The organism is Novosphingobium sp. KA1 (assembly GCF_017309955.1).
Lineage (GTDB): Bacteria > Pseudomonadota > Alphaproteobacteria > Sphingomonadales > Sphingomonadaceae > Novosphingobium.
On record NZ_CP021247.1, the window covers coordinates 1,916,819 to 1,942,640 of the forward strand.

General features: G+C 66.2%; 23 protein-coding genes and 1 tRNA gene. 16 read left to right on the forward strand and 8 right to left on the reverse strand.

The window, feature by feature from the left end; genetic code table 11:
* The first annotated feature begins 39 nt into the window (after positions 1-39).
* On the forward strand, positions 40-231 hold the full coding sequence (locus CA833_RS09335; protein ID WP_242526015.1) for an excisionase family DNA-binding protein: 192 nt from the start codon (positions 40-42) through the stop codon (positions 229-231).
* 166 nt (positions 232-397) lie between these two features.
* Here CA833_RS09335 and istB read toward each other — a convergent pair whose 3' ends face one another.
* Both istB and istA read right to left on the reverse strand, forming a co-directional pair.
* Positions 398-1,255: an IS21-like element helper ATPase IstB gene (istB, locus tag CA833_RS09340; protein WP_207077822.1), complete on the reverse strand. Its 858-nt coding sequence runs from the start codon at positions 1,253-1,255 to the stop codon at positions 398-400.
* Positions 1,252-2,793 (reverse strand): IS21 family transposase, encoded by a 1,542-nt coding sequence (gene istA / locus CA833_RS09345; protein WP_370584490.1) that lies wholly within the window; start codon positions 2,791-2,793, stop codon positions 1,252-1,254. The genes istB and istA overlap by 4 nt, the downstream gene beginning before the upstream one ends.
* A 234-nt stretch (positions 2,794-3,027) precedes the next feature.
* Here istA and CA833_RS09350 point away from each other — a divergent pair, with 234 nt between their 5' ends.
* Complete coding sequence (locus CA833_RS09350; RefSeq protein WP_207077824.1) at positions 3,028-4,248, forward strand: integrase; 1,221 nt, start codon at positions 3,028-3,030, stop codon at positions 4,246-4,248.
* 19 nt (positions 4,249-4,267) lie between these two features.
* Here the strand turns inward: CA833_RS09350 and CA833_RS09355 are convergent.
* Positions 4,268-4,343, reverse strand: a tRNA-Val gene (locus CA833_RS09355).
* Positions 4,344-4,602: 259 nt separating this feature from the next.
* On the opposite strand from CA833_RS09355, the gene CA833_RS09360 reads away from it, so the two are divergent.
* Both CA833_RS09360 and CA833_RS09365 read left to right on the forward strand, forming a co-directional pair.
* Positions 4,603-6,711 carry a transglycosylase domain-containing protein gene (locus CA833_RS09360; RefSeq protein WP_207077825.1) on the forward strand — a complete coding sequence of 703 codons (2,109 nt, stop codon included), beginning with the start codon at positions 4,603-4,605 and terminating at the stop codon, positions 6,709-6,711.
* A 312-nt stretch (positions 6,712-7,023) separates the two neighbouring features.
* A complete protein-coding gene (locus tag CA833_RS09365) occupies positions 7,024-8,970 on the forward strand; it encodes a methyl-accepting chemotaxis protein (RefSeq protein ID WP_207077826.1) in 1,947 nt (648 codons plus the stop codon).
* A 125-nt stretch (positions 8,971-9,095) separates the two neighbouring features.
* On the opposite strand, the gene CA833_RS09370 is transcribed toward CA833_RS09365, so the two are convergent.
* Positions 9,096-10,931: an NAD(P)/FAD-dependent oxidoreductase gene (locus CA833_RS09370; RefSeq protein WP_242526017.1), complete on the reverse strand. Its 1,836-nt coding sequence runs from the start codon at positions 10,929-10,931 to the stop codon at positions 9,096-9,098.
* Positions 10,932-11,047: 116 nt separating this feature from the next.
* Positions 11,048-11,989, reverse strand: coding sequence for an SDR family NAD(P)-dependent oxidoreductase (locus tag CA833_RS09375; RefSeq protein WP_242526018.1), 942 nt, complete (start codon positions 11,987-11,989; stop codon positions 11,048-11,050).
* 238 nt (positions 11,990-12,227) lie between these two features.
* On the opposite strand from CA833_RS09375, the gene CA833_RS09380 reads away from it, so the two are divergent.
* The 5 genes from CA833_RS09380 to CA833_RS09400 all read left to right on the forward strand — a co-directional run bounded on the left by CA833_RS09380 (position 12,228) and on the right by CA833_RS09400 (position 17,489).
* On the forward strand, positions 12,228-13,844 hold the full coding sequence (locus CA833_RS09380; protein ID WP_207077827.1) for an SMP-30/gluconolactonase/LRE family protein: 1,617 nt from the start codon (positions 12,228-12,230) through the stop codon (positions 13,842-13,844).
* A gap of 127 nt (positions 13,845-13,971) precedes the next feature.
* Entirely contained in the window at positions 13,972-14,385 is a 414-nt protein-coding gene (locus CA833_RS09385; protein WP_207077828.1) for an EthD domain-containing protein, read from the forward strand.
* The gene (locus tag CA833_RS09390) at positions 14,375-15,637 is read left to right on the forward strand and encodes an MFS transporter (RefSeq protein ID WP_142635757.1); all 1,263 of its coding nucleotides are present in this window, start codon (positions 14,375-14,377) and stop codon (positions 15,635-15,637) included. Before CA833_RS09385 ends, CA833_RS09390 begins: the two co-directional genes overlap by 11 nt.
* Positions 15,638-15,685: 48 nt before the next feature.
* Positions 15,686-17,044, forward strand: a complete 1,359-nt coding sequence (locus tag CA833_RS09395; protein ID WP_207077829.1) for an SRPBCC family protein — start codon at positions 15,686-15,688, stop codon at positions 17,042-17,044.
* 118 nt (positions 17,045-17,162) lie between these two features.
* Positions 17,163-17,489 carry a YnfA family protein gene (locus CA833_RS09400; protein ID WP_207077830.1) on the forward strand — a complete coding sequence of 109 codons (327 nt, stop codon included), beginning with the start codon at positions 17,163-17,165 and terminating at the stop codon, positions 17,487-17,489.
* A gap of 57 nt (positions 17,490-17,546) precedes the next feature.
* Here CA833_RS09400 and CA833_RS09405 read toward each other — a convergent pair whose 3' ends face one another.
* Positions 17,547-18,146, reverse strand: a complete 600-nt coding sequence (locus CA833_RS09405) for a TlpA disulfide reductase family protein (RefSeq protein WP_142635753.1) — start codon at positions 18,144-18,146, stop codon at positions 17,547-17,549.
* Between the two features lie 19 nt (positions 18,147-18,165).
* Between CA833_RS09405 and argH the strand changes: the two genes are divergently transcribed.
* The 7 genes from argH to CA833_RS09440 all read left to right on the forward strand — a co-directional run bounded on the left by argH (position 18,166) and on the right by CA833_RS09440 (position 24,269).
* Positions 18,166-19,539 carry an argininosuccinate lyase gene (argH, locus tag CA833_RS09410; protein ID WP_207080036.1) on the forward strand — a complete coding sequence of 458 codons (1,374 nt, stop codon included), beginning with the start codon at positions 18,166-18,168 and terminating at the stop codon, positions 19,537-19,539.
* A gap of 5 nt (positions 19,540-19,544) precedes the next feature.
* A complete protein-coding gene (locus CA833_RS09415) occupies positions 19,545-19,796 on the forward strand; it encodes a hypothetical protein (protein WP_207077831.1) in 252 nt (83 codons plus the stop codon).
* A 21-nt stretch (positions 19,797-19,817) separates the two neighbouring features.
* On the forward strand, positions 19,818-21,077 hold the full coding sequence (lysA, locus tag CA833_RS09420) for a diaminopimelate decarboxylase (RefSeq protein WP_207077832.1): 1,260 nt from the start codon (positions 19,818-19,820) through the stop codon (positions 21,075-21,077).
* 44 nt (positions 21,078-21,121) lie between these two features.
* Complete coding sequence (locus CA833_RS09425) at positions 21,122-21,934, forward strand: bifunctional precorrin-2 dehydrogenase/sirohydrochlorin ferrochelatase (protein ID WP_207077833.1); 813 nt, start codon at positions 21,122-21,124, stop codon at positions 21,932-21,934.
* 134 nt (positions 21,935-22,068) lie between these two features.
* On the forward strand, positions 22,069-22,290 hold the full coding sequence (locus CA833_RS09430) for a hypothetical protein (protein WP_207077834.1): 222 nt from the start codon (positions 22,069-22,071) through the stop codon (positions 22,288-22,290).
* 3 nt (positions 22,291-22,293) lie between these two features.
* Positions 22,294-23,340 carry a hypothetical protein gene (locus CA833_RS09435; protein WP_207077835.1) on the forward strand — a complete coding sequence of 349 codons (1,047 nt, stop codon included), beginning with the start codon at positions 22,294-22,296 and terminating at the stop codon, positions 23,338-23,340.
* Entirely contained in the window at positions 23,340-24,269 is a 930-nt protein-coding gene (locus CA833_RS09440) for a transposase (RefSeq protein ID WP_242526019.1), read from the forward strand. Before CA833_RS09435 ends, CA833_RS09440 begins: the two co-directional genes overlap by 1 nt.
* A gap of 109 nt (positions 24,270-24,378) precedes the next feature.
* On the opposite strand, the gene ruvX is transcribed toward CA833_RS09440, so the two are convergent.
* Both ruvX and lepB read right to left on the reverse strand, forming a co-directional pair.
* The gene (gene ruvX / locus CA833_RS09445; protein ID WP_207077836.1) at positions 24,379-24,864 is read right to left on the reverse strand and encodes a Holliday junction resolvase RuvX; all 486 of its coding nucleotides are present in this window, start codon (positions 24,862-24,864) and stop codon (positions 24,379-24,381) included.
* A 19-nt stretch (positions 24,865-24,883) separates the two neighbouring features.
* Positions 24,884-25,822 (reverse strand): signal peptidase I, encoded by a 939-nt coding sequence (gene lepB, locus CA833_RS09450; RefSeq protein ID WP_142635738.1) that lies wholly within the window; start codon positions 25,820-25,822, stop codon positions 24,884-24,886.

Sequence of the window (25,822 nt, forward strand, 5' to 3'; positions counted from 1 at the left end):
ACTTTAGCGCATACATACCGGAATTGGAAGGATTTCAGCATGAACGTGCGGGCAGATCAGCTTATTTCACCGAAAGAGTTGGCAGAACTTAGCGGGTGGTCAACCAGTGCAATCCGAACGCTGATTAGCGAGAAGGAAATCAGGCACATAAAAATTGGCAGCAGATTCCTCCTGCCACGGAATGCAGTTGATGAATTCGTCGCGAGAAAAATGGTCGACCCACGGGATTAAGATCCTAATCTGGAAGGATTGTCTGTATGTCCGCCCGATCACTTGTGGAGAAAATAAAGCGCGCCCTAAACAATAAGGGTGGAGTGTAGCGCGACAAACAGGATGAGGATTGCGCGTCAATCAGGATGAGAATGTGATTGTCGCGGCGCGTCATTCAGTGCCGATTTTAATTGTCGCTGGCAAGGACCTCGTTCTCATCCTGATTGTCGCGGATGGTCTCGAGGACTTTTGGAGTGGTGTAAGCGGCAGGACGTCCAGCCCCGGTGCGGCGGGCCTGAGCCGTGCGCCGGCGATAACTTTCGACGTTCATCTCGAAGATCGTGGCGTGATGCACGAGCCTGTCGACCGCAGCGAGCGTCATTGCTGGGTCCGGGAAGACGCGGTTCCATTCGCCGAAGGGCTGGTTAGCGGTGATAAGCAGGGATCTGCGCTCGTATCGGGCACTGATCAGTTCGAAGAGGACGGAGGTCTCCGCCTGGTCGCGTGAGACGTAGGCGAAGTCGTCAAGAATGAGCAGATGATACTTGTCGAGCTTGGCGATTGCGGATTCCAGCGTCAGTTCGCGGCGAGCGACCTGCAGACGTTGGACGAGGTCAGAGGTGCGGGTGAACAGTGCTCGCCAGCCATTTTCCACCAATGCTAGGCCGATCGCCGCCGCCAGATGGCTTTTGCCGCCGCCTGGCGGGCCGAACAGGATGAGATTGGAACCTTGGTCGAGCCAGCCATCGCCGGCGCACAGGGCCATGACCTGGGCCTTGGAGATCATCGGCACGGCCTCGAAGGCAAAGCAGTCCAACGTCTTGCCCGCCGGCAGGTGGGCTTCAGCCAGATGACGCCCGATCCGGCGGCGATCGCGTTCGGCGAGTTCGTGTTCGGCGAGAGCTGCAAGGAACCGGCTCGCGGGCCATCCTTCCTTATCCGCCTGGGCCGCAAAATCTCCCCAGATATGCTTGATGGTTGGCAAGCGCAGTTCATTGAGCATCAGGCCCAGGCGCTGTGCGTCGATCATGGGAGCCGTGCTCATGCCGCTTCTCCCTGTTCGATCAGCCCGTCGTAGATCGAGAGCGAGACCATCTCGACCACAACTTCGGGCAAAGTGGCGGGATCGGGGCTAAAGCGGCCCCGAAGTGCCGACAGGCATGGGGTCCTGCGGATTGCCAGGTCCTCCTCCAGGATATGGGCGAGCTCCGCCTCACAGGCGCGCTCGTGGGCCATGGCCAGAAGCTCAACCATGATCCGGCAGGCTTCTTTCTCGCCCACAGCTTCCAGCAAGTGCTCGAACATGAGGCGGTAGGGTGCGCGGGGGAACAGGCTGTCACGATAGACCAATCCACGCAGCGCCATCGGCTTGCGGCGCAGGGAATGAATGACATGGCGATAATCGACAACGTGGCCGTGCTTACCGTTCACACCGGCGCGGCCGCGCTGCAGGGTCATGAGCCTTGTGCCGCCGATGAAGACATCGAGACGGTCGTCGTAAAGGCGCACTCGCAGGCGATGACCGATCAGGCGCGAGGGGACCGTGTAGAAGACCTTGCGCAGGGTGAAGCCGCCCGAGGACGTCACTGTCACAAGGACTTCCTCGTAATCGGTAGTCCTTGCGTTCGGGAGGGATTGCAGCGCCTTGCGCTCAGCATCGATGCCGGGACCGTGGCGCCGGTTCCTTGCGGTCACGACTTCGTCGATGAAGCGGCGATAAGCGGCAAGGTCGATGAAGTCCGTGGTTCCGCGCAGTAACAGCGCGTCCTTCACTGCAGCCTTGATATGACCGTGGGCGCTCTCGATCGCACCGTTCTCGTGGGCAATGCCTGTGTTGTTGCGCGTCGGCTCCATTCCATAATGGGCGCATAGGGCGTCATAGCGCCTGGTCAGGTCGGCCTTCGCATCGGCGTCCAGATTGCGGAAGGCGGCCGACAGGCTGTCGGTGCGGTGGAGCCTGGGCGCTCCGCCGGCAGACCAGAGCGCATTCTGCAGCCCTTCGGCTAGGGCGACGAAACTCTCGCCGCCCAGAATGACGTGTCCATGTTCAAAGCCGCCGCAAGGCAGGCGGAAGTGATAGAGCAAGTGGTCCAAGGGTGCCCCGGCGATGGCGACCTCCAGATCGTTCATGCACGTAAAATCGGACATGCCGAGCCGCCCCGGCTCATGAACCTGCCTGAAGATGACTTCCCGATCCTGGCCGTTCAGAGCGCGCCAGTCGCGAATACGCCTCTCCAGGGTTCGTCGTGAGCCGAACTCGGTATCCGGGTACCGGCGGCGCAGTTCCTCGAAGATCGCGACAGGACGAAGACCGGGAGCGGCCTCCAGCATCGGCACGACAACCTCCTCGAAAATGCCCGATAGCGGATCAGGGCGCCGTCGGCCGCGCGGCGCCTGTCGCTGGGAAGGCAGGCGCGCATCCTGCAGCACCCGATAGCCGGTCGCCGGGCTGAAACCGGCCTTTGCCGCTGCCAGGGCGACGGGATCGTTACGTCTGTGGGTCATGAAAAGTCTCACCTGATGATCGTTGATGTGTCGGCCCGCCACACGCCAGGTCCTCCTTCCCAAGAAAACCCAATGCATAGCGGCCGCCGCGACCATCACAGGCACCCTTCAAAACGCGCCTCCTGCGTTCCGGCATCGGCTACGGGCTACGCCCTTCGCCAATCCCGGAACGCAGGATTCTCATCTTGTTTGTCGCGCTTTCTCACCCTGAATGTCGCGCGACAGTGGAGCGCGATTCTCATACGAGCAGCTTGTTGAGCTGCACAAATACAATGTCGTTCATCACCTCTCAAATATTGAGTGCGAGGAACTATGTCCCGAGAAAATTCACCATATATCCTCGGAGATTATTGGCTCGACAAACGACGAGACGGCGCCGCGCCAGAAATCTGGCAAATTGCCTCTTATCGTTCGGGAACGCGCTCCGTTGTCTATATCAGCACTAAGTGCCGGACTATAGACCTTGAGCGGGCAAAAGAGGTCATACGATCATACGAAGCGTCGCAGCGGTCCAAGCACCAGGGCCAGGACATAACAGAAGCAGAACTCCTACCCCACCTTTTCAATTATCTGCGTGAGCACGGCCCCGATGTGAGGCGCGTAGATACCATCAAATCGTCTTTCCGGGCATGGATCGGTTTTTTGATGCAGGATGAACTGACCACCAGTGTTCGGGTTGCCGAGATCAATAAGGTTTCTGTCGCCAGATTTCGGCGTTGGCGCATGGCTCCCCACACTTGGGAAGTGGAATGGGATGGCAAGGTTTTCAAGCATAGCAGCACCGGCGTAACGGGTGAGGCTGTTCAGCGGAATATCGAGGATTTACGGGCAGCTCTGAAACATGCAGAAGATGCCGGTCGCATTCCCATGCATCCAAGGATACCAAGCGTGGATAGAATTCTGCGCTCGCCCGCGAGGAAACAGATTTTCACGATCAAACAGTTGGGGGCTATAGTCGCCTACGCGGATCAGGAACCTGGTGTTCAGCAATGGCTTCAACTCATGATTGCGACCGCCGCCAGGCCCGACGCAGCATTGGCTTTTGTTCCGGCCAATCAATGGTTTGACAGCGTTATCAACCTGCATCCGGTCGGTGCCCCTATCACAGACAAGCGCAATCCCATTGTCCCTGCGATCACGCCATTTACCTATGTCATGAAGAGCTGGACGCTGGATGTTGTCTCATCACGCAAGCGGTGGTGGCGCACCATGCGAGCCAAGCTTCAGATTCCAGCCAGCTACGTCCCTAAAACTATTCGCCACACTGTAGCGTCTCATCTCAGAAATTCGTCCGTGCCGGGCGAGCAAATCAGCCTGCTGCTTGGGCACAAGGATCTCAGCGACACGCTGGAGCGAACCACGGATTGGTACGCTCATGGCGATCCGCTAAAGATGCCGGAAACGATTCAGGCGCTGACCACACTGTGGCATGCCATAGAAAAGGAGGCAGCCGCTTGGCGTGCTGACCATCTGCTGACCATCACAGGAGACAACAATAAAGTTCTTGAAGTTATTAATTCACAAAAACCCTGAAAAATCAGCGTTTTAGTAATGGTGGGCGGTGAGGGGCTCGAACCCCCGACCCTCTCGGTGTAAACGAGATGCTCTACCAACTGAGCTAACCGCCCCGGCGTGCCGGAAGCAGCGCCAATACGGGATTTTTGGCAGGCGTCAACCGGGGATCCGCCGGATGTCGGCCGATGATGGCGAAACAGCGTGAAAACCCGCCATTTCGCCGGGAGGGTCATGGCCGCCGATTGGGCGCCGCAGAGGGCGGCGGCGCTGGACAGAGGTGCCCGCTTGCAAGGCGCTCGACGGGGCAGGACGGTCGTTGGTGCGGTCGGTGCTTTTCGGGGCGGGCGCCAGGAAGTATAGCGGGGCCAGACGATGGATAACCTTCAGACCCTGCCTTCCGCCGCCACGGCCCCGGAAGGCCTGCCCGATCAGCCTGTTTCCGGCGCCGCTCCCGATTCGCGGGCGCCGCAGCCCAAGCGCCGCACGCGCCTGTGGTGGATCACGCGCGGGATCGCCGCGCTGCTGCTGGCCTTTTTCCTGCTGATCGCCTGGCTGGCGGTGACCGCACCGCTGTCGAAATCGCTCCAGCCGATCTCGCCGCCGCAGATCACCCTGCTGGCCGCGGACGGCACGCCGATCGCGCGCAACGGGGCGATCGTCGATGCGCCGGTCGAGATCAAGACGCTGCCGATCCATGTGCCGCAGGCCTTCATCGCCATCGAGGACCGCCGTTTCTATTCGCACTGGGGCATCGATCCGCGCGGTATTGCCCGGGCGATGTGGAGCAACGTTTCCGGCGGCAGCACCCAGGGTGGCAGCACGATCACCCAGCAGCTGGCGAAGTTCACCTTCCTCAGCGCGGAACGCAGCCTGACGCGCAAGGCGCGCGAGGTGCTGATCGCGTTCTGGCTGGAGGCCTGGCTGACCAAGGACCAGATTCTCGAACGTTATCTGTCCAACGCCTATTTTGGCGACAATTGCTACGGCCTGCGCGCCGCGGCGCTGCACTATTTCCACCGCAAGCCGGAAAACCTGACGCCCGCGCAGGCGGCGATGCTGGCCGGGCTGATGAAGGCGCCCTCGCGCCTCGCGCCCACGACCAATTACGAAGGCGCGGCCGAGCGCATGAAGCTGGTCGTCCAGTCGATGGTCGAGGCGAACTTCCTGACCCCTGCCCAGGCGCGGGCGATCCGCCCGCCCCGGCTCGACGTGCGGGTGCAGAACGAACTGCCCACCGGCACCTATTTTGCCGACTGGGCGCTGCCGCAGGCACGCATGATCGACGAGGCGAGCTACGCGCCGCAGACCTATCGCACCACGCTCGATTCGCGGCTTCAGGCCGCCGCGCGCCGGGCGATCGAGAATTCGGGGATCGGCGCGGCCCAGGTCGCGCTGGTGGCGATGCGGCGCAACGGCGAAGTCGTCGCCATGGTCGGCGGGCGGGACTATGCCGCCTCGCCGTTCAACCGGGTGACCCAGGCTCGCCGCCAGCCGGGGTCGACCTTCAAGCTGTTTGTCTACCTCGCCGCGCTCGACAAGGGCTGGAAGCCCAAGGACACGATCGCGAACACGCCGATCGAGACGGGGTACTACCGCCCGCAGAACGCCGGCGGGACCTATTCGCAGACGATCACGCTGGAAGACGCCTTCGCGCGGTCCAGCAATGTCGCCGCCGTGCGCCTGTTCCAGAAAGTGGGCGATACCGCGGTGATCGACATGGCGCACCGGCTCGGCGTGACGTCGCCGATGCCGCAGGGCGATCCCAGCCTCGCGCTGGGCACCTCGACGATGTCGCTGATGGAACTGACCGCCGCTTATGCCGGGGTTGCCGCCAACCGCTTCCCGGTCGAGCCGCGTGCCTTCCCGGTGCCGGAAGCCGGCTGGTTCGACTGGCTGCTGGACGGTCGCCACTCGATGTCCGACGGCGAGCATGAGGATATCGAGACGCTGCTGCGCGCCGTCGTCAACAAGGGCACCGGGCGCGGCGCCCGGCTGCGCGCGGCCAACTTCGGCAAGACCGGCACCAGCCAGGAGAACCGCGACGCGCTGTTCGTGGGGTACGCGGGCGACTTTGTGGTGGGCGTCTGGGTCGGCAATGACGACAACACGCCGCTGAAGGGCGTGTCCGGCGGCTCGATCCCCGCCAGGATCTGGCGCGACTTCATGCGCCAGGCGCTGCGGGAGGGCGGGGCCGCGGCACCGCCTGCAAGGCCGCGCCCGAACCCGAGCGGGCCGATCGAACCGCTCGACGTGCCCGACATCGGCGATATCCCCGATGTCCTGCCGACGGCCTTGCCGAGCGGGGCAGCGCCCGATGTCAGCGTGGGCAACGTCAAGGTCGAGAACGACGCGGCGACGGTCAACGGCCAGATCAACGGGGTTCCGCTGGAACTCAAGCTCGACCAGAAGGGCCTGCAGATCAATGGCCAGCGGCTGGGCGAGCAGGCACCGGCCGCAGGATCGCCGCCCAAGGGCAACTGAGCCGCAGGCGGGGGCAGCAGGGGGGCGCAGGTCCGCGCGCTGCCGCCCCGCTTGGCCTGCCTGGCGCGGATTGCCGCGCGGGCTCCCCGTCGCACGCCTCACCAAGCCCGCTTCACTGTGCCCGCTTCACTGTGCGCGCTTCACGATCTCCTAATCGAATATCGGGAACTCTTCCTATGTCGCCGGGCGGCAAGCGTTTGCTTGTGCCTGCTAAATCCTGCGCGGAAGGGCCGTGTGCCACCTCTGGTCGCTCGGCCCCGGAACCAGCGGCTCCGGCACCAACGGCCCCGGAACCATATGCAAGGGTGTGCGATGCTCATTCTCGGAAATCTGCGTATTCGTACGGTCACCATGGCCGCCACCACGCTGATCGCGCTGGCGGCGCTGGCCTGTGGGTTCACAGCGCTGAAGTTCATCTCCTCGCTGGGGGATCGGATCACGTATGCGGCGGACAATACCGTGCCCAGTCTGGCGGCGCTCAACGAGATCAGAGCGCGGACAACGCTGGCGCGGATCACGCTGGCACAGCACATTCTCGAGCCGACCCGCGAGGGCACCGAACGCATCGACGCAAGGCTCGACAAGGCGCTGACCGATGCCGATGGGGCGATCGCCAGTTACGACAAGCTGGTTTCCGATGCGAAGGAGCGTGCCTTGTACGAGACCCTTCGCAAGGCGTGGAGCGACTGGAAGGCCAATGCCGTGCCGGTGCGGCGCCTGTCGATCAACATGGAGACGGCGCAGGCAACGGTGCTCTACAGCCAGAAGGTGCGCCCTTGCGGGGAACGTCTGGAAGCCGCTCTGGCGCAAGAGGTCCGGTTCAATCTCGATATCAGCGAGAACCTGGGACGCGAAGGCAAGGCCGACGTCGCCATGTCCAATTCCTGGGTGGTGGCGCTGCTTGTGGCCATCGGCGCGGCGCTGCTCTTCGTGCTGCTGGTCCTGCGCAATCGCCTGACCGGGCCGCTCTCGGCGCTCACCGATGCGATGCAGGACATGGCCGGCGGCGATCTCGACCGCGTTGTGCCCGGGCGCGACCAGAGCGACGAGATCGGTCAGATCGCCAATGCCCTGCAGGCGATCAAACACGGCGTGGAGGCCCGCACCAGCGCTGCCGCCGAGGAACAGGCCGCCGTGCAGCGCCAGGTCGTCGCCGCGCTGGGCAAGGGGCTGGACCAGTTGAAGGCGGGGCGGCTCGACTGTGCCATCCAGCAGGCCTTCCCGCCGGAATACGAACGGCTGCGGGTCGACTTCAACGATGCCGTCGGGTCGCTGGGCGATGTCATGGGCGAGGTTTCCGGGGCGTCGGAAAGCGTGCGGGTGGGGTCTTCCGAAATTGCCAGCGCGGCCAGCGACCTCGCCGACCGGACTTCCTCGCAGGCCGCCGCGCTGGAAGAATCGGCAGCGTCGGTGCGCTCGATCAGCGATGCCATCACCGAGACCGCCAAGATCGCCGGCGATGCCCGCCAGAACGCCCAGCTGACCGAGCGCGAAGCCATCGAAGGCGGCGAAGTCATGCTGCGGGCGGTTGCCGCGATCGAGGAAATCCAGCGGTCCAGCCGCCAGATGGAGGAGATCGTCTCGCTGATCGACGGGATCGCCTTCCAGACCAACCTGCTGGCGCTCAACGCCGGGGTCGAGGCGGCGCGCGCGGGTGATGCGGGCAAGGGCTTTGCGGTGGTCGCCACCGAAGTGCGCTCGCTGGCGGAACGCTCGGCCGGTGCGGCCAAGGAAATCGCCGGGATCATCAAGGGCAGCGGCGCCGATGTCGCCAACGGCGTGGAGATGATGACCCGGACCAAGGGCGCGCTGGAGCAGATCGTCAGCCGCACCGGCACGCTCGCCAGCATGATCGATGCCATCGCGGTCTCCGCCGGCGATCAGGCCGCGGCCATCCAGCAGGTCAACACGGTGGTGGCGCAAATGGACACCAGCACGCAGCAGAACGCGGCGCTGGTGGAGCAGTCCACCGCCGCCTCGCGCAGCCTTGCCGAAGAGGCGGTGCGCATGGGGACACTGGTCGGCAGGTTCACGATGGGCGGCGCATCGCGCTCCGCATCGATGCGGGCCTCCTCGGCGCCCTCCGCGTCGGCCTATGCGCCATCATCTGCGCCGTCATCCGCCCCGGTCCTGGCCATGCCGCGCCCGGCGGTATCGGCGCCCTCGTACTCCGCCCCATCGCCTTCCACTCCCGCGCCGCGGATCTCGGTGGGCAATACGGCGGTGGCCGCGGCGCAGGACGATTGGTCCGAATTCTGACGGCGCGTGCAGCCCCCTTCGTTTCGCTTTGGGGGCAGGTGATCCGGCCGGACCGGATCCCCTGCTGCCCGCCGTAGGGACCAGCCGGTGCGGGGCATGAGGCCCCGTCCGGTCCTGCGCCGGGATCAGGCTTCGAACGTCACCCCGGCCAGGTCCTTGCTGGCGCGCCAGTCGGCCAGCATCTGGCGGAAGGCGTCCCAGCCGGCCAGATAGCCGCGGAAGAGGGCCCACTTGGGGTTCTTCTCGCCCTCGTTGTTGAAGTAGCTGGGCGTGCACTCGTTCTGGAAGCCGGACATGTCGACCTCGTTCTCGCGGCAGTGCGCGCAGTAGCTTTCGACACCCTGCTTCGTGGCGGAGATCGTGCTGGCGCCCCGGCGCAGCGTCTCGCCCACCATGAAGGCGATGTGCTCCGCCTGCCGCCCGAACTGCTCGGTGGTGGAGGAGTTCGTCGCGCCCTGGATGTAGCCCATGTAGAACATCGCCGGGAACTCGTCGGTGATGACGCCGTGGAACGTGCTCGCGCCGTCCGGCCAGTGGTCGTAGATCGACGTGCCGCCGCGCCCTTCCACCGTATCGATGCCCCAGCGGCGCTTGAGGTCGCTGGTCACCTCGAAGCCCGAGGCGAAGATCATCAGGTCGACCTCGTGCTCCACGCCGTCGGCGATGAAGCCCTTCTCGGTCATCCGTTCCACGCCCTGCGTCGCCGAAACGTCGACCAGCGTGACATTGGGCTGGTTGAAGGCGGGGTAGTATTCGTTGTTGGATAGCGGCCGCTTGCACATGAAGCGGAACCAAGGCTTCAGCTTCTCTGCCGTGTCCTTGTCCTCGACGATCGCGTCCACGCGGCGGCGCAGGCGTTCCATCACCTGGAAGTCCACCACTTCGCGCCGGTCCATGAATGCCAGCGGATCGAGCGCGGGCCAGCCTTCCTCGGAAAGTTCGATGGCGAGGTTGCGGCTGATCTCGGTCCAGATGTCGCAGATGAGGTCCGGTTCGCCGGGCAGGAAGAAGGCTTGCGCGGCGCGGTGGAAGTTCGCCATGCGCTCCTGCTGCCAGCCCGGCTGGAGCGAGGCCGCCCATGCGGCATCGGTCGGCGGATTGGGCCGCTCGTCGATGTTCGACGGGGTGCGCTGCAGCACGTAGAGGTGCTTGGCATATTTGGCGAGATAGGGCACCGCCTGGACCGCGGTCGCCCCGGTGCCGACGATGGCGACACGCTTGTCGCGCAGCTTTTCCAGCTCCGGCCGTTCCCACGATCCGCCGGTATAGTCATGCTCCCAGCGGCTGGTGTGGAACATCTTGCCCTTGAAGTCGTGAATGCCGGGAATGCCGGGCAGCTTGGGCATGTTCATCACGCCGCCGGCCATCACCACGAAGCGGGCGCGGATGTCGTCGCCGCGATTGGTGGTCACGTGCCAGCGCTTCAGCCCCTCGTCCCAGCGGATACCGGTGACCAGCGTGTGGAACAGCGCCTTGTCGGCAAGCTCGAACCGCTCGGCCATGTCCTGGCAGTACTGCTGGATTTCCCAGCCGTCCGAGAACTTCTTGCTGGGCATGAAGCCGGTTTCTTCGAGCAGCGGCAGGTAGCAGTAGGCATCGTTGTCGCACTGCACGCCGGGATAGCGGTTCCAGTACCAGACGCCGCCGAAGCCGCCGGCATGGTCGATGTTGCGCACGTTGGTGACGCCCGCCTCACGCAGGTGATAGCCCGCGAGGATGCCCGAGAACCCGGCGCCAAGGATGGCGACGTCGATATCCTCGACCAGCGGCTCGCGCTCGGCCACCGGGGTGAAGGGGTCGTGGGCGTAGTTGTCCGAAAAGTCGTCGGTCGGCCGCACGTACTGCTCGCCGCCCTCACGCCGCATGCGCTTGTCGCGCTCCTGACGATACCGGGCCTTCAGCGCCGGGATATCGAGTTCTTCGGGGGCAGGCACATCGGTCTTGAGGCAGGTCATTTCCATCGACTGGGCATCCTCCTGGCGGCGACTCTGCTCCGGTCGCCCGTTACCGCTGAATCTGGCGTATCGGCCCGTTAGTTGTCAACAGTGTTGTTCATTAGTGATGGCTGGGCGCGGCATCAGGCCTCGACACCGGCGGTCGCCATTTTGAACGAATAACCGATGTGATCGACATGCCCGTGCAGGCCGAAATCGTGCAGCTTCGCCTTGTCGTGGAACTCTTCCGAAGCCGCCGCGACATCCTCGATGGTCCAGTGCGGCCGGTAGACGCCCTCGGTTTCCGCCACGAACATCCGCGCCACCCGGCCCGCCATCGAGGCGATCATCTCGCCGGTCACCGGGCAATCTTCGTGCGCCAGCCAGCCGACCACCGGGGCCACCAGTTCGGGCTCCATCGGCGGGTACTGCGAGATGTCCAGCCCCTCGGCCATACGCGTCACCGCGCCGGGCACGATCACGTTGCACTTCACGTCGTGCGCCTCGCCCTCCAGCGCGGCGATATTGCTGAGGCCCAGCATGGCCGACTTCGACATGCCGTAGTTGACGCAGCGCGCGTTGCCGTAGAGCCCGCCGACCGAACTGGTCAGCACGATGCGCCCGTATCCGGCATCGCACATCGGCCCGAACGCGGCCTGCACCACATGGAACGCGCCCAGCAGATGCACGTCGAGAACGGCGTGGAGGTCGCCGCCGGAAAGCTCGCGGATCGATCCGTAGCGCACGTTGCCGGCATTGTGGACCAGCACGTCGATCCGGCCCCACTGGTCGAGCGCGGCCTGGACGATGGCCTTGCCGCCTTCGGGGGTGGCGACCGAATCGGTGTTGGCGATCGCCTCGCCGCCGGCCGACACGATCTCGTCGGCCACCTGCTGCGCCACGCTGACATCCGCGCCCGGCGCATCGAGATCGCCTCGGATCGCGCCGCCCAGATCGTTGACCACCACTCTGGCCCCGCGCGCGGCCAGCAGCAGCGCATAGGCCCGGCCAAGCCCGCGTCCGGCCCCGGTGATGACCGCCACGCGGCCGTCAAAGCGCAAAGGGGCAAAGCGCATCTCTTCCATGGATCTCTCTCCGGTTGCCCGCGCCTGGCCGGGCGGTCTGTTTTCCGTCTGACGATCGAATATGCGCACGGGAGAGGGCGGGGCAATCGAACAAAGCCGTGCCAACGTCGCCGGGGCGATAGTGCGCATCCGAAGGCCTCCCGGCCGGGGCGCCGCGTTGCCTGGGCCGGACACGCTGGATAGGCTCCAGGCGAAAAGAACGGCCGCAAGAGCGCCGGACGAGAGGACATTCCCGACGATGCTCGCACCCGCAGGACGCAACCACGGCGCCGTTTCCGCCCGTCCCGCCGAAGGCTGGACACTGCACCGCATGACGCCGCCGACGCGCCTTTACGGCGCCAACGGGCTGCGCACCGGGGCCGATGGGCGCATCTATGTCGCGCAAGTCGGCGGCAGCCAGATCAGCGCGGTCGATCCCGGCACCGGCGCGGTCGAAGTGATCAGCCCGATGGGCGGTGGCATCACCGCGCCTGACGATCTCGCCTTCGACGAGGCGGGCAACCTCTATGCCACCGAGATCACCGAAGGCCGCGTTTCGGTGCTGCGCCCGGACGGCACCAGCGCGGTCGTCTGCGGCGACCTGCCCGTCGCCAACCCGATCACCTATTCGCAGGGCCGCCTGATCGCGGGCGGCTGCGAAATGGGCGCGCGCGTGCTCGAACTCGATCGCAACGGCGGCGCGCCGCGGGTGATCGCGGACAATGTGCCGATGCCCAACGCCTTCGAGGTGGGCCCGGACGGCAAGCTCTACATGCCGGTGATGGGGGCCAATGCGATCTGGCGCGTCAATATGGACGGCAGCGGCGAACCCGAAGTCGTCTGCGGCGATCTCGGCGTGCCCGATTCGGTGAAGTTCGATGCCGAGGGCATGATCGTCTCCACCCAGGTCGCCAGCGGCCAGGTGCTGCGCATCGACCCGCGCACCGGCGCCAGGACGGTGCTGGCCGACATCGGCGCCGGGCTGGACAACTGCACTTTCGTGGGCGAGCGGCTGTTCATCTCGCACATTCTGGGTTCCATCCACGAGATCACCACGCCCAAGGCGGCGGGCGGTCTGGTGAAGCCGCTGATCGAGAAGGGCCTGCAATGGCCGCTCGATGTCTCGATGGGCGCGGACGGCGTGCTGTGGATCGCCGACGGCGGCTTCGTCTTCTCGCTGCGCCCGGGCGAGGCGGTGAAGCTGGAAGGCATGCTGTTCAGCCCGAACTTCCCCGGATATTCGCGCGGCGTGGTCGCGGCGGGGGCGGGCGAGATGATCGTGACGACCGCCAATGGCGAAGTCGCGAAGTTCCATCCCGCCGGCCCCTCGATGGAAGTGCTGGCCAGCGGGTTCGACCAGTTGATGGGCGTGGCCATGGCCCCCTCGGGCGCGGTGGTCTTTGCCGAATATGGCACCGGCAAGGTCCATTCGGTTGCGGGCGGCAAGGTGGAGGAACTGGCCTGCGGGCTCGACCGTCCCAAGGGCGTGGCGGTGGCCGGGGACGGCACCGTCCATGTCGCGGAAAGCGGCGCGGGCCGGGTGGTCAGGCTGGTCGGCGGCCGCGCGGAAGCGGTGATCGAGGATCTCGTGCGGCCCGAGGGGCTGGCGATCCGGGATGGCCGGATCACCGTGCTCGATGTGAAGCGCCGTGAGGTGGTGCAGTCGGACCTTTCGGGCGGCGGGCGCGAAGTGATCGCGCAGGGGCTGCCGGTCGGGCCGCCGGAAGGCACCGATCCCAGGCCGCTCGGCGGCGTGGGCCATATGTGCGGGCCGATGGGCAACATGACCGGGCTCGATGTCGGGCCGGACGGCACCGTGTGGATCTGCGGCGATCTCGAAGGCTCCGTGCTCGCACTCAGGAGCACGTCTTCGTGAAGAATTGCGGCACCGGCCCGCTCCCCCACCCGACCTCCCATCAGGATGGACTCGTGGGAGGTCGGGTGGGGGAGCGGGCCGGTGCCGCTTCGATCCGGCTGCGCCGGATCGTCAAGGGAGGATAATCATGCTCAAGCAGCTCTGCTTTTTCCGCAAGCGGCCGGACATGACCATGGACGCGTTCATGGACTACTACGAGAACCAGCACGCGCAGCTTGCCAGGAAGATGGGCGCGGCGCCGGCGATCCCCGGCGCGGTGCGCTATGTGCGGCGCTATCTGGTGCCGGAGAAGAACCCGGTCACCGGCGAAGTCCACGATCCCGGCTACGACTGCGTGATGGAGATCTGGTGGAACAGCCGCGAGGATTTCGAACGCTCGCAGGCGATCATCAGCGATCCCGCGCGCCTGCCGATGACCAGGGCGGACGAGGAAAAGCTGTTCGCCAGCCACGCCAATCCGGTCTGCACCTGCATCGAGCACGATTCGCCGATGGGCCCGAATGGCGAGGCGACGCGGGTCGGGCTTTCCTATGGTGACTGACGTGACGGCCTCGCCAACAGCGCGAGACGAGTGGCGCCGGTTCGGGCTGGTGCCGGTGGCGGCCGGTCTCGGCTACGCGACCAGCGTGATCCATATCTACGGCATCGGGCCCTACATCGGCCCGGTGGCCGAAGCGATGGGGTGGAGCCGCACCGAAGTGACCTTCGGGCTGACCATCGCCACATTGGTGCAGGCCGTGGGCGGCATCTTCATCGGCCTTGCGGTCGACCGCTTCGGCCCGCGCCGTTTCGGCGTGGTCGGCATGGCGCTGCTCACCCTGGCCTTCGCGCTGCTCGGCACGGTGGGGGGCAGCCTGTCGCAGTGGTATCTGCTCTGGGGCCTTGTCGCGCTGGTCTCGCTGCCGGTGCAGGCCTCGGTCTGGACCAGCGCGGTGGCCTCGCGCTTCGCGCTTTCGCGCGGGCTGGCGCTGGCGGTGACGCTCTGCGGCGCCTCGATCGCGGCGGGGCTGTTCCCGATCCTGGGGACATGGGCGATCAGGACTTTCGGCTGGCGCCTGGCCTTTGCGGTGCACGGCGGGCTGTGGTTCCTGGTCGCGGCGCCGGTGATTTTCCTGTTCTTCCGCGGTGCACACGATCGCGGCAGGCATGGCGATCCGGGGCCTGCCCGGCGTGATCTTCCCGGCGCCTCGCTGGGCGAAGGGTTGCGCTCCAGCGTCTACCACCGCCTGTTCGTGGCCAGCCTGCTGTTCACCTTCACGATCATCGCCCTGGTCGTGCACTTCGTCTCGATCCTCGGCGACCGGGGCGCGGATGCGATGACGGCGGCGGCGATCGCCTCGTTTGTCGGCTGGTTCTCGCTGGCCGGGCGATTGGGGACGGGCGTGCTGCTGGACCGTTTCCCCGCCTCGCTGGTGGGCGCGGCGGTGTTCCTGCTGCCGGTGATCGGCTGCCTGCTGCTGCTGGGATCGGGCACGTCGTTTGTGGCGCTCGTGCTCGCCTCCGGGCTGGTCGGGCTGACGCTGGGGGCGGAGATCGACGTGGTGGTCTACCTGATCACCCGGCACTTCGGCCTCAGGAACTTCGGCGGGCTCTACGGCGGCGTGCTGGCGGCGCTCTCGATCGGCACGGCGCTGGGCCCGCTGGTGGCGGCGCTGATCCATGACCGGACCGGCAGCTACGCGATGTTCCTCTACCTTGCCATCGCCGCGATGGGCGCCAGCAGCATCGCCATCGGCACCCTGCCGCGCGGAGACCGCAAATACGCCCCGGCGATTGGTCTGGCGTGCGAATAATGGGATAACGGCCGCAAATCGGATCGGTACGGAATTGGGAAAAGAGCGATGGGTGAAGAAGGCAGGATCGTGCAGTCGGCCGAGGACCTGACCGTGCCGCTGCGTGTCCCGGCCGAGGCCTATATCTCGCCGGACTACGCCAGGGCCGAGCGGGACAAGCTGTGGCGCAAGGTCTGGCTTCAGGCCGGGCGGCTCGAGGATATTCCCGAGGTCGGCGATTTTCTCACGTTCGACATCGTCGACGATTCGGTGATCGTGGTCCGCGCCTCCGAAACCGAAATCCACGCCTTCCACAACGTCTGCCCGCATCGCGGCCGCAAGCTGGTCGATACCCCGCCCGGAAAACGCAATGCGCGCGGGCATCGCCGAAGCTTCATCTGCGGCTATCACGGCTGGACCTTCGGGCTCGACGGCGCGAACACTTATCTGGAGCACCAGGAGGACTGGCAGGGGCGTCTCTGTGCCGGCAGGGCCGACTTAGGTGTCGTTCAAGTCGATACCTGGGGCGGGTGGATCTGGATCAATCTCGCCCCCGATGCGATGCCGCTGGCCGACTATCTGCACCCGGCGGCGGGCATGCTCGATCCCTACGGCCTGCAGAACATGCGCCCGCGCTGGCGCAAATGGGTGGTGTTCGAATGCAACTGGAAGGTCGCGATGGAGGCCTTCTGCGAGACTTATCACGTCTCCACCACGCACCCGGAATTTATGGAATTCGGCCAGTTTCGCGGCTGGGCGCGCAACCAGGGGCTCCATTCCAACATCGGCTACGACGCGCCCAAGGGACAGGAAGAGGACTCCGGCAAGCTGCGCCTCGGCGCCGGCGAGGATCCGCGTCTGACCACTGCGGAAATGCAGAACTTCACCTGGGCCAACGCCAATACCAACACGACCCGCAAGCTGGTGGAAGTGGCCAATCGCCTGAAGGACGAACTGCCTGAAGGCACTCCGGCCGCAGAGGTCTCTGCCTACTGGATCGGCACCGCGCGCAAGGAAGACGCCGAGCGCGGCGTGATCTGGCCGACGGTGGACCCGCAGCATACGGCGCAGGCGGGCACCGCCTGGCAGATCTTCCCGAACTTCCAGATCGGCCACGCGGTCAACAACATGCTCTGCTACCAGGCGCGGCCCTATGGCAGTGACCCTGACAAGTGCATCTTCGAGGCCGCCGTCTACGAACTCTGGCCCGAGGGCGAAGCGCCGGAGACGGAATGGGAATACACCGCGCCTGCCGATTGGCCGCCGGTGCTCCAGCAGGACTTCGCCAACATGGCGGCAGTCCAGCAGGGCATGAAAAACGTCGGTTTCCGGGGCGCGCAGCCCAATCCCTACATGGAACGCTCGGTGGCGAGCCTGCACATGAACCTGGCAAGGTTCATGGGTACGGGGGGCCCGGAAGCCTATTGATTCGGAGCGTCCCAAGCACGCGTGCGGAGCCGGATGATCGATCCGGTGCCGCCGCAGGGCCCTTGTCGAGGCGGGCGCGAAGGCTGACGCGGGTTCCTCGGCGGGCTACGACATCAAGATGCAATCGATTCTCATATACATCGCTGCAGCACTCGCGGAAATTGCCGGGTGCTTCTCGTTCTGGGCAGGGCTCCGCATGGAGAAATCGCCCTGGTGGCTGGTTCCGGGATGCGGTTCGCTGGTGCTGTTCGCCTGGCTACTGACTCTGGTGGACAGTTCACAGGCTGGACGTGCCTACGCCGCATACGGCGGCATCTATATCACGTTCGCGCTGCTGTGGCTGTGGCTGGCGGAAGGCGTTCGGCCTGATCGGTGGGATATTGGCGGCGTGGCGCTATGCCTTGTCGGGACCGGGGTGATCCTGTTCGGCCCCCACCGCGCCTGAAGCCTGCTGCGCCAGCGGCCATCCGGATGGTTCCGGAGGACCGCTGCATAAGACGCACTACCTGGCCTCGGCGATCAGCTTCTTCGCCTCGGCGCTGGTCCAGTCGTTGCCGCCCGAAAAGCGCCAGACTTCCTTGCCCTGGCTGTCGAACAGGATCGTCACCGGCAGGTTGCCGCCGTACTGGAAGCCGAGGTCCCCGTGCTCGTCCTGCCAGGCCTCGATATGGTCGAGCTTGCGGCGATGGAGGATCTCGACGACCTTGCCCATGTCGGCGGTGTCTTCCGAGATCGGCAGCACCTGCACCGGCGAATCGGGATCGGCGGCGAGTTCGTTCAGCGTCGGCATCTCGGCGATGCAGGGCGCGCACCAGGTCGCCCAGAGGTTCACCAGCAGCGGCTTGCCCTTGAGCGAGGGCAGGCTGAGGCTTTCGCCGGTATTGTCGACCAGGGTGACGTCGGGGATCGGCTCGCCCTTGTGCGAACGGTCCAGCTTGTCGGCGGGCTTGGGGGCCGCTGCTGCGGATCCGGTCGCCTGGGGCTGCGTGTCCCCTCCTTTACTGTCGGCGCCGCTTTGCCTATCGCAGCCCGCGATCATGAGGGCCGATGCCCCCGCCAGTGAACACAGGACAAGCGACTTGAGCGAAGTGGACGACAGCAAGGGGGCAGGCTCCAACCAGATGTGGGGCGGACGGTTCGCGGAAGGACCGTCGGCAATCATGCGCGAGATAAATGCCTCGATCCCCTTCGACAAGGCACTGTGGCGGCAGGACATCGCGGCCAGCAAGGCGCACGTCGCGATGCTGGCGACCTGCGGCGTGGTGAGCGAGGCCGATGCGGCCTCGATCCGCGACGGCCTCGATACGGTCGCCGCCGAGTACGAAGCCAATGGCGTGCCCGAGAACTGGGACCTCGAGGACATCCACATGACCACCGAGGGCCGCCTTGCCGAACTGATCGGTCCGGCGGCGGGCCGCCTGCACACGGCACGTTCGCGCAACGACCAGGTGGCCACCGATTTCCGCCTCTGGGTGCGTGATGCCATGGATCAGGCCGATGCCGGGCTGGAGGCGCTGCAGAAGGCGCTTGTCACCCGCGCCGGCGAACATGCCGATTCGATCATGCCCGGCTTCACCCACCTGCAGACCGCGCAGCCGGTGACGCTCGGCCATCACCTGATGGCCTATTACGAGATGATCGGCCGCGACCGTTCGCGCTTTGCCGATGCACGGCGGCGCATGAACAAGTCGCCGCTGGGCGCCGCGGCGCTGGCTGGCACCGGCTTCCCGATCGACCGCTTCATGACCGCCGAGGCGCTCGGCTTCGACGGACCGACCGACAACAGCCTCGATTCGGTGTCGGACCGCGACTTCGCGCTCGATTACCTGATGGCGGCCAGCCAGTGCTCGCTGCACCTCTCGCGCCTCGCCGAGGAATTCATCATCTGGGCCAGCCAGCCCTTCGGCTTCGTGGCGCTGCCCGATTCGCTGTCGACCGGCAGCTCGATCATGCCGCAGAAGAAGAACCCCGACGCGGCCGAACTGGTGCGCGGCCACTCGGGCCGCATCGTCGGCTGCCTGACCAGCCTGATGATCACCATGAAGGGCCTGCCGCTCGCCTATTCGAAGGACATGCAGGACGACAAGCCGCCGGTCTTCGAGGCCGCCGGGCTGCTGGCGCTGTCCATCGCGGCGATGACCGGCATGGTCGCCGAAACCCGCTTCCGCACCGACCGGATGCGCGGTGCCGCCGAACTGGGCTTCGCCACCGCCACCGACCTTGCCGACTGGCTGGTGCGCGAGGGCAACATTCCCTTCCGCGAAGCGCACCACATCACCGGTTCAGCGGTCAAGCTGGCCGAACAGCGCGGCGTCGCGCTCGATCAATTGCCGCTTGAAGACCTCAAGGCCATCGACAGCCGCATCGACGAGCGCGTATTCAAGGCGCTCTCGGTCGAGGCTTCGGTTGCCGCGCGCAAGTCGCACGGCGGCACCGCGCCCGATCAGGTACGCCTGCGCGTGGCCGAAGCCCGGCTTGCGCTCGGTCTGGAGTGAGCTTGATGCGCAAGACTGCCGCCCTGATCCTGATACCGGTTCTCGCCGCTGCGCTCGCGGGTTGCGGGCAGCGCGCGTCGCTGGCGGTCAAACAGGGCGAGCAGTTGCCTCCGGCCCCTTATGGCCGGGGCGTGCAGCCCAAACCGATGGAACTGCTCTCCCCGCCGACGCTGGCCATTCCGGAACGCAGCGTCGAATTGCGCACCCGATCGGAAGCGCGCGAGGACGATCCCTACGATCTTCCCCCGCCTGAATGACCCTCTGAGCCCGAGAACCCCATGGACCATTTTGACCTGAACAACGGCGAGCTTTTCGCCGAGAACGTGCCGCTGGCCGAAATCGCCCGCGAAGTCGGCACGCCCGTCTACGTCTATTCGCGCGCGACGCTGAGCCGCCATGCCCGGGTGTTCCGCGAGGCGCTGTCGGCGCTGCCCAGCGTGCACATCGCCTTTGCGGTCAAGTCCAACCCCAACCTTGCGGTGCTGCGCCTGCTGGCAAGCGAGGGCTACGGCGCCGACGTCGTGTCCGAAGGTGAGATGAACCGCGCGCTGGCCGCCGGTATCCCGGCGGCGGACGTGGTGTTCTCGGGCGTCGGCAAGACCCGCCGCGAACTGACCGCGGCGGTCAAGGCGGGGATCGGCCAGTTCAACCTCGAGAGCGAGGAAGAGGGCGTCGAGCTGGCCGCGATCGCCGCCGAACTGGGCCTTGTCGCCTCCTGTGCGCTCCGCGTGAACCCGGATGTCGACGCACGCACCCACGCCAAGATCTCGACCGGCAAGGCCGAGAACAAGTTCGGCGTCTCCTACGACCGCGCCGCCGGTATCTACGCCCGCCTTTCGGCGCTGCCGGGCCTCGACATGCGCGGCCTTGCCGTCCACATCGGCAGCCAGATTTCCGACCTCGAACCCTCGCGCCAGGCTTTCCTCAAGATGGGCGTGCTGATGGAAGAGATCCGCGCGGGCGGCCACAAGGTCACCCACATGGACCTCGGCGGCGGTCTCGGCGTGCCCTACAAGGCGGGCGATGCGCTGCCCACCCCGGAGGACTACGGCGCCGTGGTGGCCTCGGTCGCCAGGGACTGGGGCGTCACCCTGATGTTCGAGCCGGGCCGTGTCATCACCGGCAATTCCGGTGTGCTGGTCACGGAAGTCGTGCGCGTCAAGCAGGGCACGGCGAACCCCTTTGTGGTGGTCGATGCCGCCATGAACGACCTCGCCCGCCCCGCCATGTACGATGCCTGGCATGATTTCCTGGCGGTGAAGCCCAATGGCCGGACCTTCACGGCGAACATCGTTGGCCCGATCTGCGAAAGCTCCGACACGTTCGCGATGGGCCGCGAGATCGACGAAGTCGCTGCCGGTGACCTCGCGGTGTTCCGTACCGCCGGGGCCTATGGTGCGACGATGGCCAACACCTACAACAGCCGCGCGCTGGTGCCCGAGGTGATGGTCGATGGCGACAAGTGGGCGGTCGTGGCCGAGCGTATCGAGCCCGCGACGATCCTTGCCGCCGAAACCGTGCCGGAGTGGCTGAAGTAAGGGACTGTTTCGACAAGCGCACGGCGGTGCGATAGGGTCCGGTCATGATCGACAGCCTGCCCCTGTTTCACCGCCTCTCCGCCCGCCCCGTCGTTGTCTTGGGCGAGGGGGAGGGCGCCGAGGCCAAGCGCCGGCTGGTCGAGCGGGCCGGGGCCGTGGTCTTTGCCGAACTGGAGAGCGGGATCGCCGCCGGCGCCCGCCTTGCCTTCATCGCCCACGAGGAGGATGCCCGCGCCGAGGCCGATGCGTCGCGGGCCCGTGCGGCGGGACTGCTGGTCAATGCCACGGATCGGCCCGCCTTGTGCGATTTTACGGTGCCCTCGGTGCTCGACCGATCGCCCTTGCTGGTCGCGATTGGCACCGGCGGTGCCTCGGCGGGGCTTGCCAAGCATGTCCGCTTGAGGCTCGAGGCCATTCTGCCGCCCTCGCTCGGTCATCTGGCGCGCGCGCTTCATGCCGGGCGCGGGCGCTTGCGGGCCCGGTTTCCCGATGCCGCGCAGCGTCGCCGGGTGCTGGATGAGGCCTTGCGAGCAGGGGGCGTGCTCGACCCGCTGGCGGCGGGCAGCGCAGATGCGGTCGAGGGCTGGCTGTCGGAGGAAGCGGCAGTGCGGCAGGGGGCGTGCGTGACCATTCGTCTGCGCAGCCAGGATCCCGATGATCTCACCCTGCGCGAGGCGCGCTGGCTGGGCGAGGCGGATGTGGTCTGGCATGATCCCGAAGTCGCTGCGGCGATACTGGACCGGGCCAGGGCTGATGCGGCTCGCGCTCCGGCGCCGGAGGACGGGAGTGCCGCGGCCAAGACTGCGGCGGGACTTACGGTTGTTCTTCGCGGACCTGCTGAATTTCGCGGCATCTGACTGGATTTACGCGGCCATTTGGTGATTATTTTGTCGGCGATTTGTTCGCCTGCAGTAGCGTAATATATTTCATTCCATTTGCGGTTTACAATTTCAAGGAATTAACTCACAAATTCAGTGGGTGTGCGGCACCTTTGACCAACAACGGCCGGGAGAATCGGCTGAAGGGGGACATCTTGCAGCATAATGAAGTGCTATCTTCGTCTCTTCCGCAGATCGACTTGGCCCGGATCCCTGAGCTTGATCTTGCCACGGCCCTGTTCGGTGCGCAGGATGACTTGTCGGGCCCGCAATTGATCGACGACGACCGGGCGCATCTCCTCGCCTGTCTGTACGAGCTTCATACGAGGGGCTGATCCATGGCATGGTCCGCCCGCACCGACGGGCGCAGTGACCCGCGAATGCCCGGAATGACCGCGTTCGGAGCGGGCGCGGGCGACGATCTCTGGAACGAGGGGCAGCAGCACGTGTCCGTGCTGCTTTCGCACTGGCGCGGCGCGCCCGCCGTAGCCCTGTTGCTGGAGGATCTGTGCCGTTTCGGCGACGGGCATGCGCTTGAAGCGCTGCCTGCGCTGTCCTTGGCGTTCCGGGAAACGCCGGGGGGCAAAGGCACCGATTTCGACGCGGCGGTTGGCGATCTGGTACAGGCGTTGGTCGCCGGGCTTGCGGTCTGGCCGCTGGCGCAAGTGCCGCTGCGTCACAGCCATGCAGCCGCTGCCGGCTCGCTTGTTCTGGCTTCCTCCGGACGTGCCAGTCTGGCGCTGGCGGTGTGGGACGGCGATACCGGGCCTGACTTTGGACCTGACTCTGGCCCTGAATCTGGGGCTGGCATGTTGCGTGCGGCCGAGTTCGCGCCGGTCGAAAGCTGGCTGAGGGTCCTGCGCGGCAGCGCGCGGGCGGAGCGGATCGTCCGGCGGGCGCAAGGTGCTGGCGGCGGCATCTTGTCCGAGCCGCTGGTGCTCACGGCCGGCATGGTCGTGCCGCACTGCGGCCTACGCGAGGCGGTTCACGTGCAGGGTGCGCTTGTTGCGCTGCGGTTGCAGCGGGCGCTTGTCCGCGATGAGCCGGTGCAGGTCCGGGCGGTCGGTGACGGCGGCACGGTTCGGCGCACTGCGGCATGTGCCGAGCAGAGCCGCCTCGAACTGGCGATGGCGGCCATCACCGCGATGGAACGGCGCGATGCGATACCGGCCTTGTCGCGCATCGCCGGGGGGAACGGGCCGAAGGCGCTGCGCTGGGCCGCCCTGAAGGCTGCGCTCGGGCTTGATACGCGGGCCGGGATGGTGCTGCTGGGCGCGCTGGCCTCCAGCGATGACGATGCGCTTTCGGTGCCTGCGCGGCGTCTCCATGGCCAGTTGCTGGGCGAATGGCCCGAACTCGAAAGGGTGGCGCAGTGGCGCGGGTGATGACGCGCCGAGATCCCGCCTCGGCAACGCTGGCCGAATGCGCGGAGGCGCTGGCTACCTGGGGTTTCGATCCGCACGAGGAGGAAAGCCTCGCCCACGCGGCCAGTTGGCTCCAGCGGCTGGGCAATGACCGGCAGTTCCTCGGCGATATGCTGATAGACATGCTGGATGGCCTCACTCCTGCTCCCGAAGGGGCGGATGCCCTGGCCGGCAGCGGGTCGCGCACGATCATGCTGGTTCCTCCCGGTCCCGGCCATTTCCTGATCCGCGCCCGGGTCTGGCTCCCGGCGCAGGACCGCCTGTTCCAGCGCAGCGGCGCGGCGGCCTGCGGATACGGGCAGGCGCACGACTTTGCCGGGGATGTCCTTACCCTGGGCTATTTCGGGCCTGGTTATCTCGGCGAGGACTACGAATACGAGGAGACCGTACCGGCAGGCTATCCGGGCGAGCGTGTGGCGCTGCGTTTTGTCGGCCGCGGATTGCTGGAGCAGGGGCGGCTGCTGCACTATCGCAGCCAGCGCGACGTGCAGCTACGCCATCCGCCCGAGGCTCTGTCGCTGTCCATCGATCTTGAGCACACCCATCCCGAGCAGAGCTGGCGCAGCCGGCACGATTTCGCGCTGGTCAGGGAGCGACAGGGTGGCGGCGTGTGCGGGCACGTCACAGGCCTGAACGGCCATGGGCCGAGCGAAAGCCTGTTGCGCATAGCCCTCGGCCTCGGGGCCGAGGGGGCAGAGGCGCTCGCGGCGCATTTCGGCAGGCACCATGGCAGCGAGCGGATGCGGCTGGTCGCCTGGCAGGCGCTTGCCGCGCAGGCAGGTGATGACGCCGCGCGTGACGCAGTCTGGCGGGCGGCGGAGCAATGCGGCAGCCGGTTGGTTGCGGGGGTTGCCGGCCGGAGGCGGGCCGCTCTGGATGTGGCCAGCTAAGGGGCAGGCGTTGCTCCGCCTTGAAAGAGGCCCGCTCTTCCTGCGGCTTCGCGCCTTGCTGGCGCAGCTTGCCGGGCAACCGTGGTAATACGCAATGTGTCCAGGCCGCCTAGAACATGCCTCCGGCCAGCGCGTCGATCGCGCCCTGGAGGATTACGGCGGCGGCGGCGGAATCGATGCGGGTTGCGCGCTTGGCGCGGCTCATGTCCTGTTCGATCAGCCCGCGTTCGGCGCCGCTGGTCGACCAGCGCTCGTCCCACAGCAGGATCGGCAGGCCGAGCACGGCAAGATTGCGGGCGTAGGCCCGGCTCGACTGCGCGCGGGGGCCCGAAGAGCCGTCCATGTTGAGCGGCAGGCCGATGACGATGCCCTTGATCGACCGTTCGCGGATCAGTTCCTCGAGCAGGGCCTTGTCGGCGCCGAACTTGCCGCGCTTGATCGTCTTGCCGGGCGAGGCGAAGCGCCAGCCGGGATCGCAGAACGCGGTGCCGATGGTCTGGGTGCCGAGGTCGAGCCCCAGCAGCGCGCCGCCGGTTTCCGGCAGGGCATCGCGGTATTCGAGCGCGCCGGTGGTGATCACGGTGTCCTGGGTCATCGCTTGGCTGCCTCTTCCGTTACTTCCAGGCCTTGGTCTCATCGACCGGCGGGCGCAGGCTGGTAAAGCTGCGGCCCTTGCGCAGGGCCTTCCACCAGGTCAGCGGGTTCCAGGTCTGGGTGCCGTCCAGCGAGAAAGTGATGAACTCGGCGCGGCCGCCGATATCGGTGACCGGTACCGGCCCGCCGAGGCCGCCGCTGGGCTGGCCGAACATGTCGGTCTCGAACGGCGCGCGGCTGTCGGCCGAACGGTCGCGGTCGTCGCCCATCAGGAAGACGTGGCCGGCAGGCACGGTGATCTCGTGGTAGTTGTCGAGTTCCTGGTCGATATAGTCGATGACGTCGAACTGGGCGCCGTTGGGCAGGGTCTCGCGGTAGGTCGGCAGCTCGTAGACTTCCTTGCCGCTGGGCAGGCGGGTGCGATAACGCTCGAAGCCGTCGTAGCAGTGGCCGGGTTCGGGATCGCCCTCGCAGCGTAGTGCATCGTCGGCGGGAATGCGCACCGGCGGTTCCATTTCGCGCGGCACGAACGTGCCGTTGAGGCGGATGCGGCCGTCGATCACGGCGATACGGTCACCGGGGCGGGCGACCACGCGCTTGATGAGGTCGGCCTTGCGGTTGCCCGGCACGACGATGACGATGTCGCCATATTCGGGGGTATGCTCGAACAGGTGCCAGGTGCCGCGCGGCAACAGGTGAAAGCTGATCGAGGACCAGTTCCAGCCATAGGGATACTTCGACACGACCAGCCGGTCACCGACCAGCAGGTTCGGCATCATCGAGATCGAGGGGATGTAGAACGGTTTGGCCAAGAGCGAATGGAACGCCAGCACGCCCAGCAGCATCAGCGCGAGCCCGCGCAGCTCCTGGAACCAGTTGACCTTGTCCGGCTTGCGCCCGGCGGCGGCCGGATCGGCAGAGGGCTTGGGAGCCGGAGGCTTGGGGATGTCGTCGGCCAT

What these genes read in the sequence shown, in the direction of transcription:
- CA833_RS09350 (WP_207077824.1), top strand. Translation starts at nt 3,028, where the DNA reads ATGTCCCGAGAAAATTCACCATATATCCTCGGAGATTATTGGCTCGAC.
- CA833_RS09370 (WP_242526017.1), bottom strand. Translation starts at nt 10,931, where the DNA reads ATGGAAATGACCTGCCTCAAGACCGATGTGCCTGCCCCCGAAGAACTC.
- CA833_RS09400 (WP_207077830.1), top strand. Translation starts at nt 17,163, where the DNA reads ATGCAATCGATTCTCATATACATCGCTGCAGCACTCGCGGAAATTGCC.
- CA833_RS09385 (WP_207077828.1), top strand. Translation starts at nt 13,972, where the DNA reads ATGCTCAAGCAGCTCTGCTTTTTCCGCAAGCGGCCGGACATGACCATG.
- lysA (WP_207077832.1), top strand. Translation starts at nt 19,818, where the DNA reads ATGGACCATTTTGACCTGAACAACGGCGAGCTTTTCGCCGAGAACGTG.
- argH (WP_207080036.1), top strand. Translation starts at nt 18,166, where the DNA reads ATGTGGGGCGGACGGTTCGCGGAAGGACCGTCGGCAATCATGCGCGAG.
- lepB (WP_142635738.1), bottom strand. Translation starts at nt 25,822, where the DNA reads ATGGCCGACGACATCCCCAAGCCTCCGGCTCCCAAGCCCTCTGCCGAT.
- CA833_RS09390 (WP_142635757.1), top strand. Translation starts at nt 14,375, where the DNA reads ATGGTGACTGACGTGACGGCCTCGCCAACAGCGCGAGACGAGTGGCGC.
- CA833_RS09395 (WP_207077829.1), top strand. Translation starts at nt 15,686, where the DNA reads ATGGGTGAAGAAGGCAGGATCGTGCAGTCGGCCGAGGACCTGACCGTG.
- istA (WP_370584490.1), bottom strand. Translation starts at nt 2,793, where the DNA reads ATGCATTGGGTTTTCTTGGGAAGGAGGACCTGGCGTGTGGCGGGCCGA.
- CA833_RS09435 (WP_207077835.1), top strand. Translation starts at nt 22,294, where the DNA reads ATGGCATGGTCCGCCCGCACCGACGGGCGCAGTGACCCGCGAATGCCC.
- CA833_RS09360 (WP_207077825.1), top strand. Translation starts at nt 4,603, where the DNA reads ATGGATAACCTTCAGACCCTGCCTTCCGCCGCCACGGCCCCGGAAGGC.
- CA833_RS09440 (WP_242526019.1), top strand. Translation starts at nt 23,340, where the DNA reads ATGACGCGCCGAGATCCCGCCTCGGCAACGCTGGCCGAATGCGCGGAG.
- CA833_RS09380 (WP_207077827.1), top strand. Translation starts at nt 12,228, where the DNA reads ATGCTCGCACCCGCAGGACGCAACCACGGCGCCGTTTCCGCCCGTCCC.
- CA833_RS09415 (WP_207077831.1), top strand. Translation starts at nt 19,545, where the DNA reads ATGCGCAAGACTGCCGCCCTGATCCTGATACCGGTTCTCGCCGCTGCG.
- CA833_RS09365 (WP_207077826.1), top strand. Translation starts at nt 7,024, where the DNA reads ATGCTCATTCTCGGAAATCTGCGTATTCGTACGGTCACCATGGCCGCC.
- CA833_RS09335 (WP_242526015.1), top strand. Translation starts at nt 40, where the DNA reads ATGAACGTGCGGGCAGATCAGCTTATTTCACCGAAAGAGTTGGCAGAA.
- CA833_RS09375 (WP_242526018.1), bottom strand. Translation starts at nt 11,989, where the DNA reads ATGGAAGAGATGCGCTTTGCCCCTTTGCGCTTTGACGGCCGCGTGGCG.
- CA833_RS09425 (WP_207077833.1), top strand. Translation starts at nt 21,122, where the DNA reads ATGATCGACAGCCTGCCCCTGTTTCACCGCCTCTCCGCCCGCCCCGTC.
- istB (WP_207077822.1), bottom strand. Translation starts at nt 1,255, where the DNA reads ATGAGCACGGCTCCCATGATCGACGCACAGCGCCTGGGCCTGATGCTC.
- ruvX (WP_207077836.1), bottom strand. Translation starts at nt 24,864, where the DNA reads ATGACCCAGGACACCGTGATCACCACCGGCGCGCTCGAATACCGCGAT.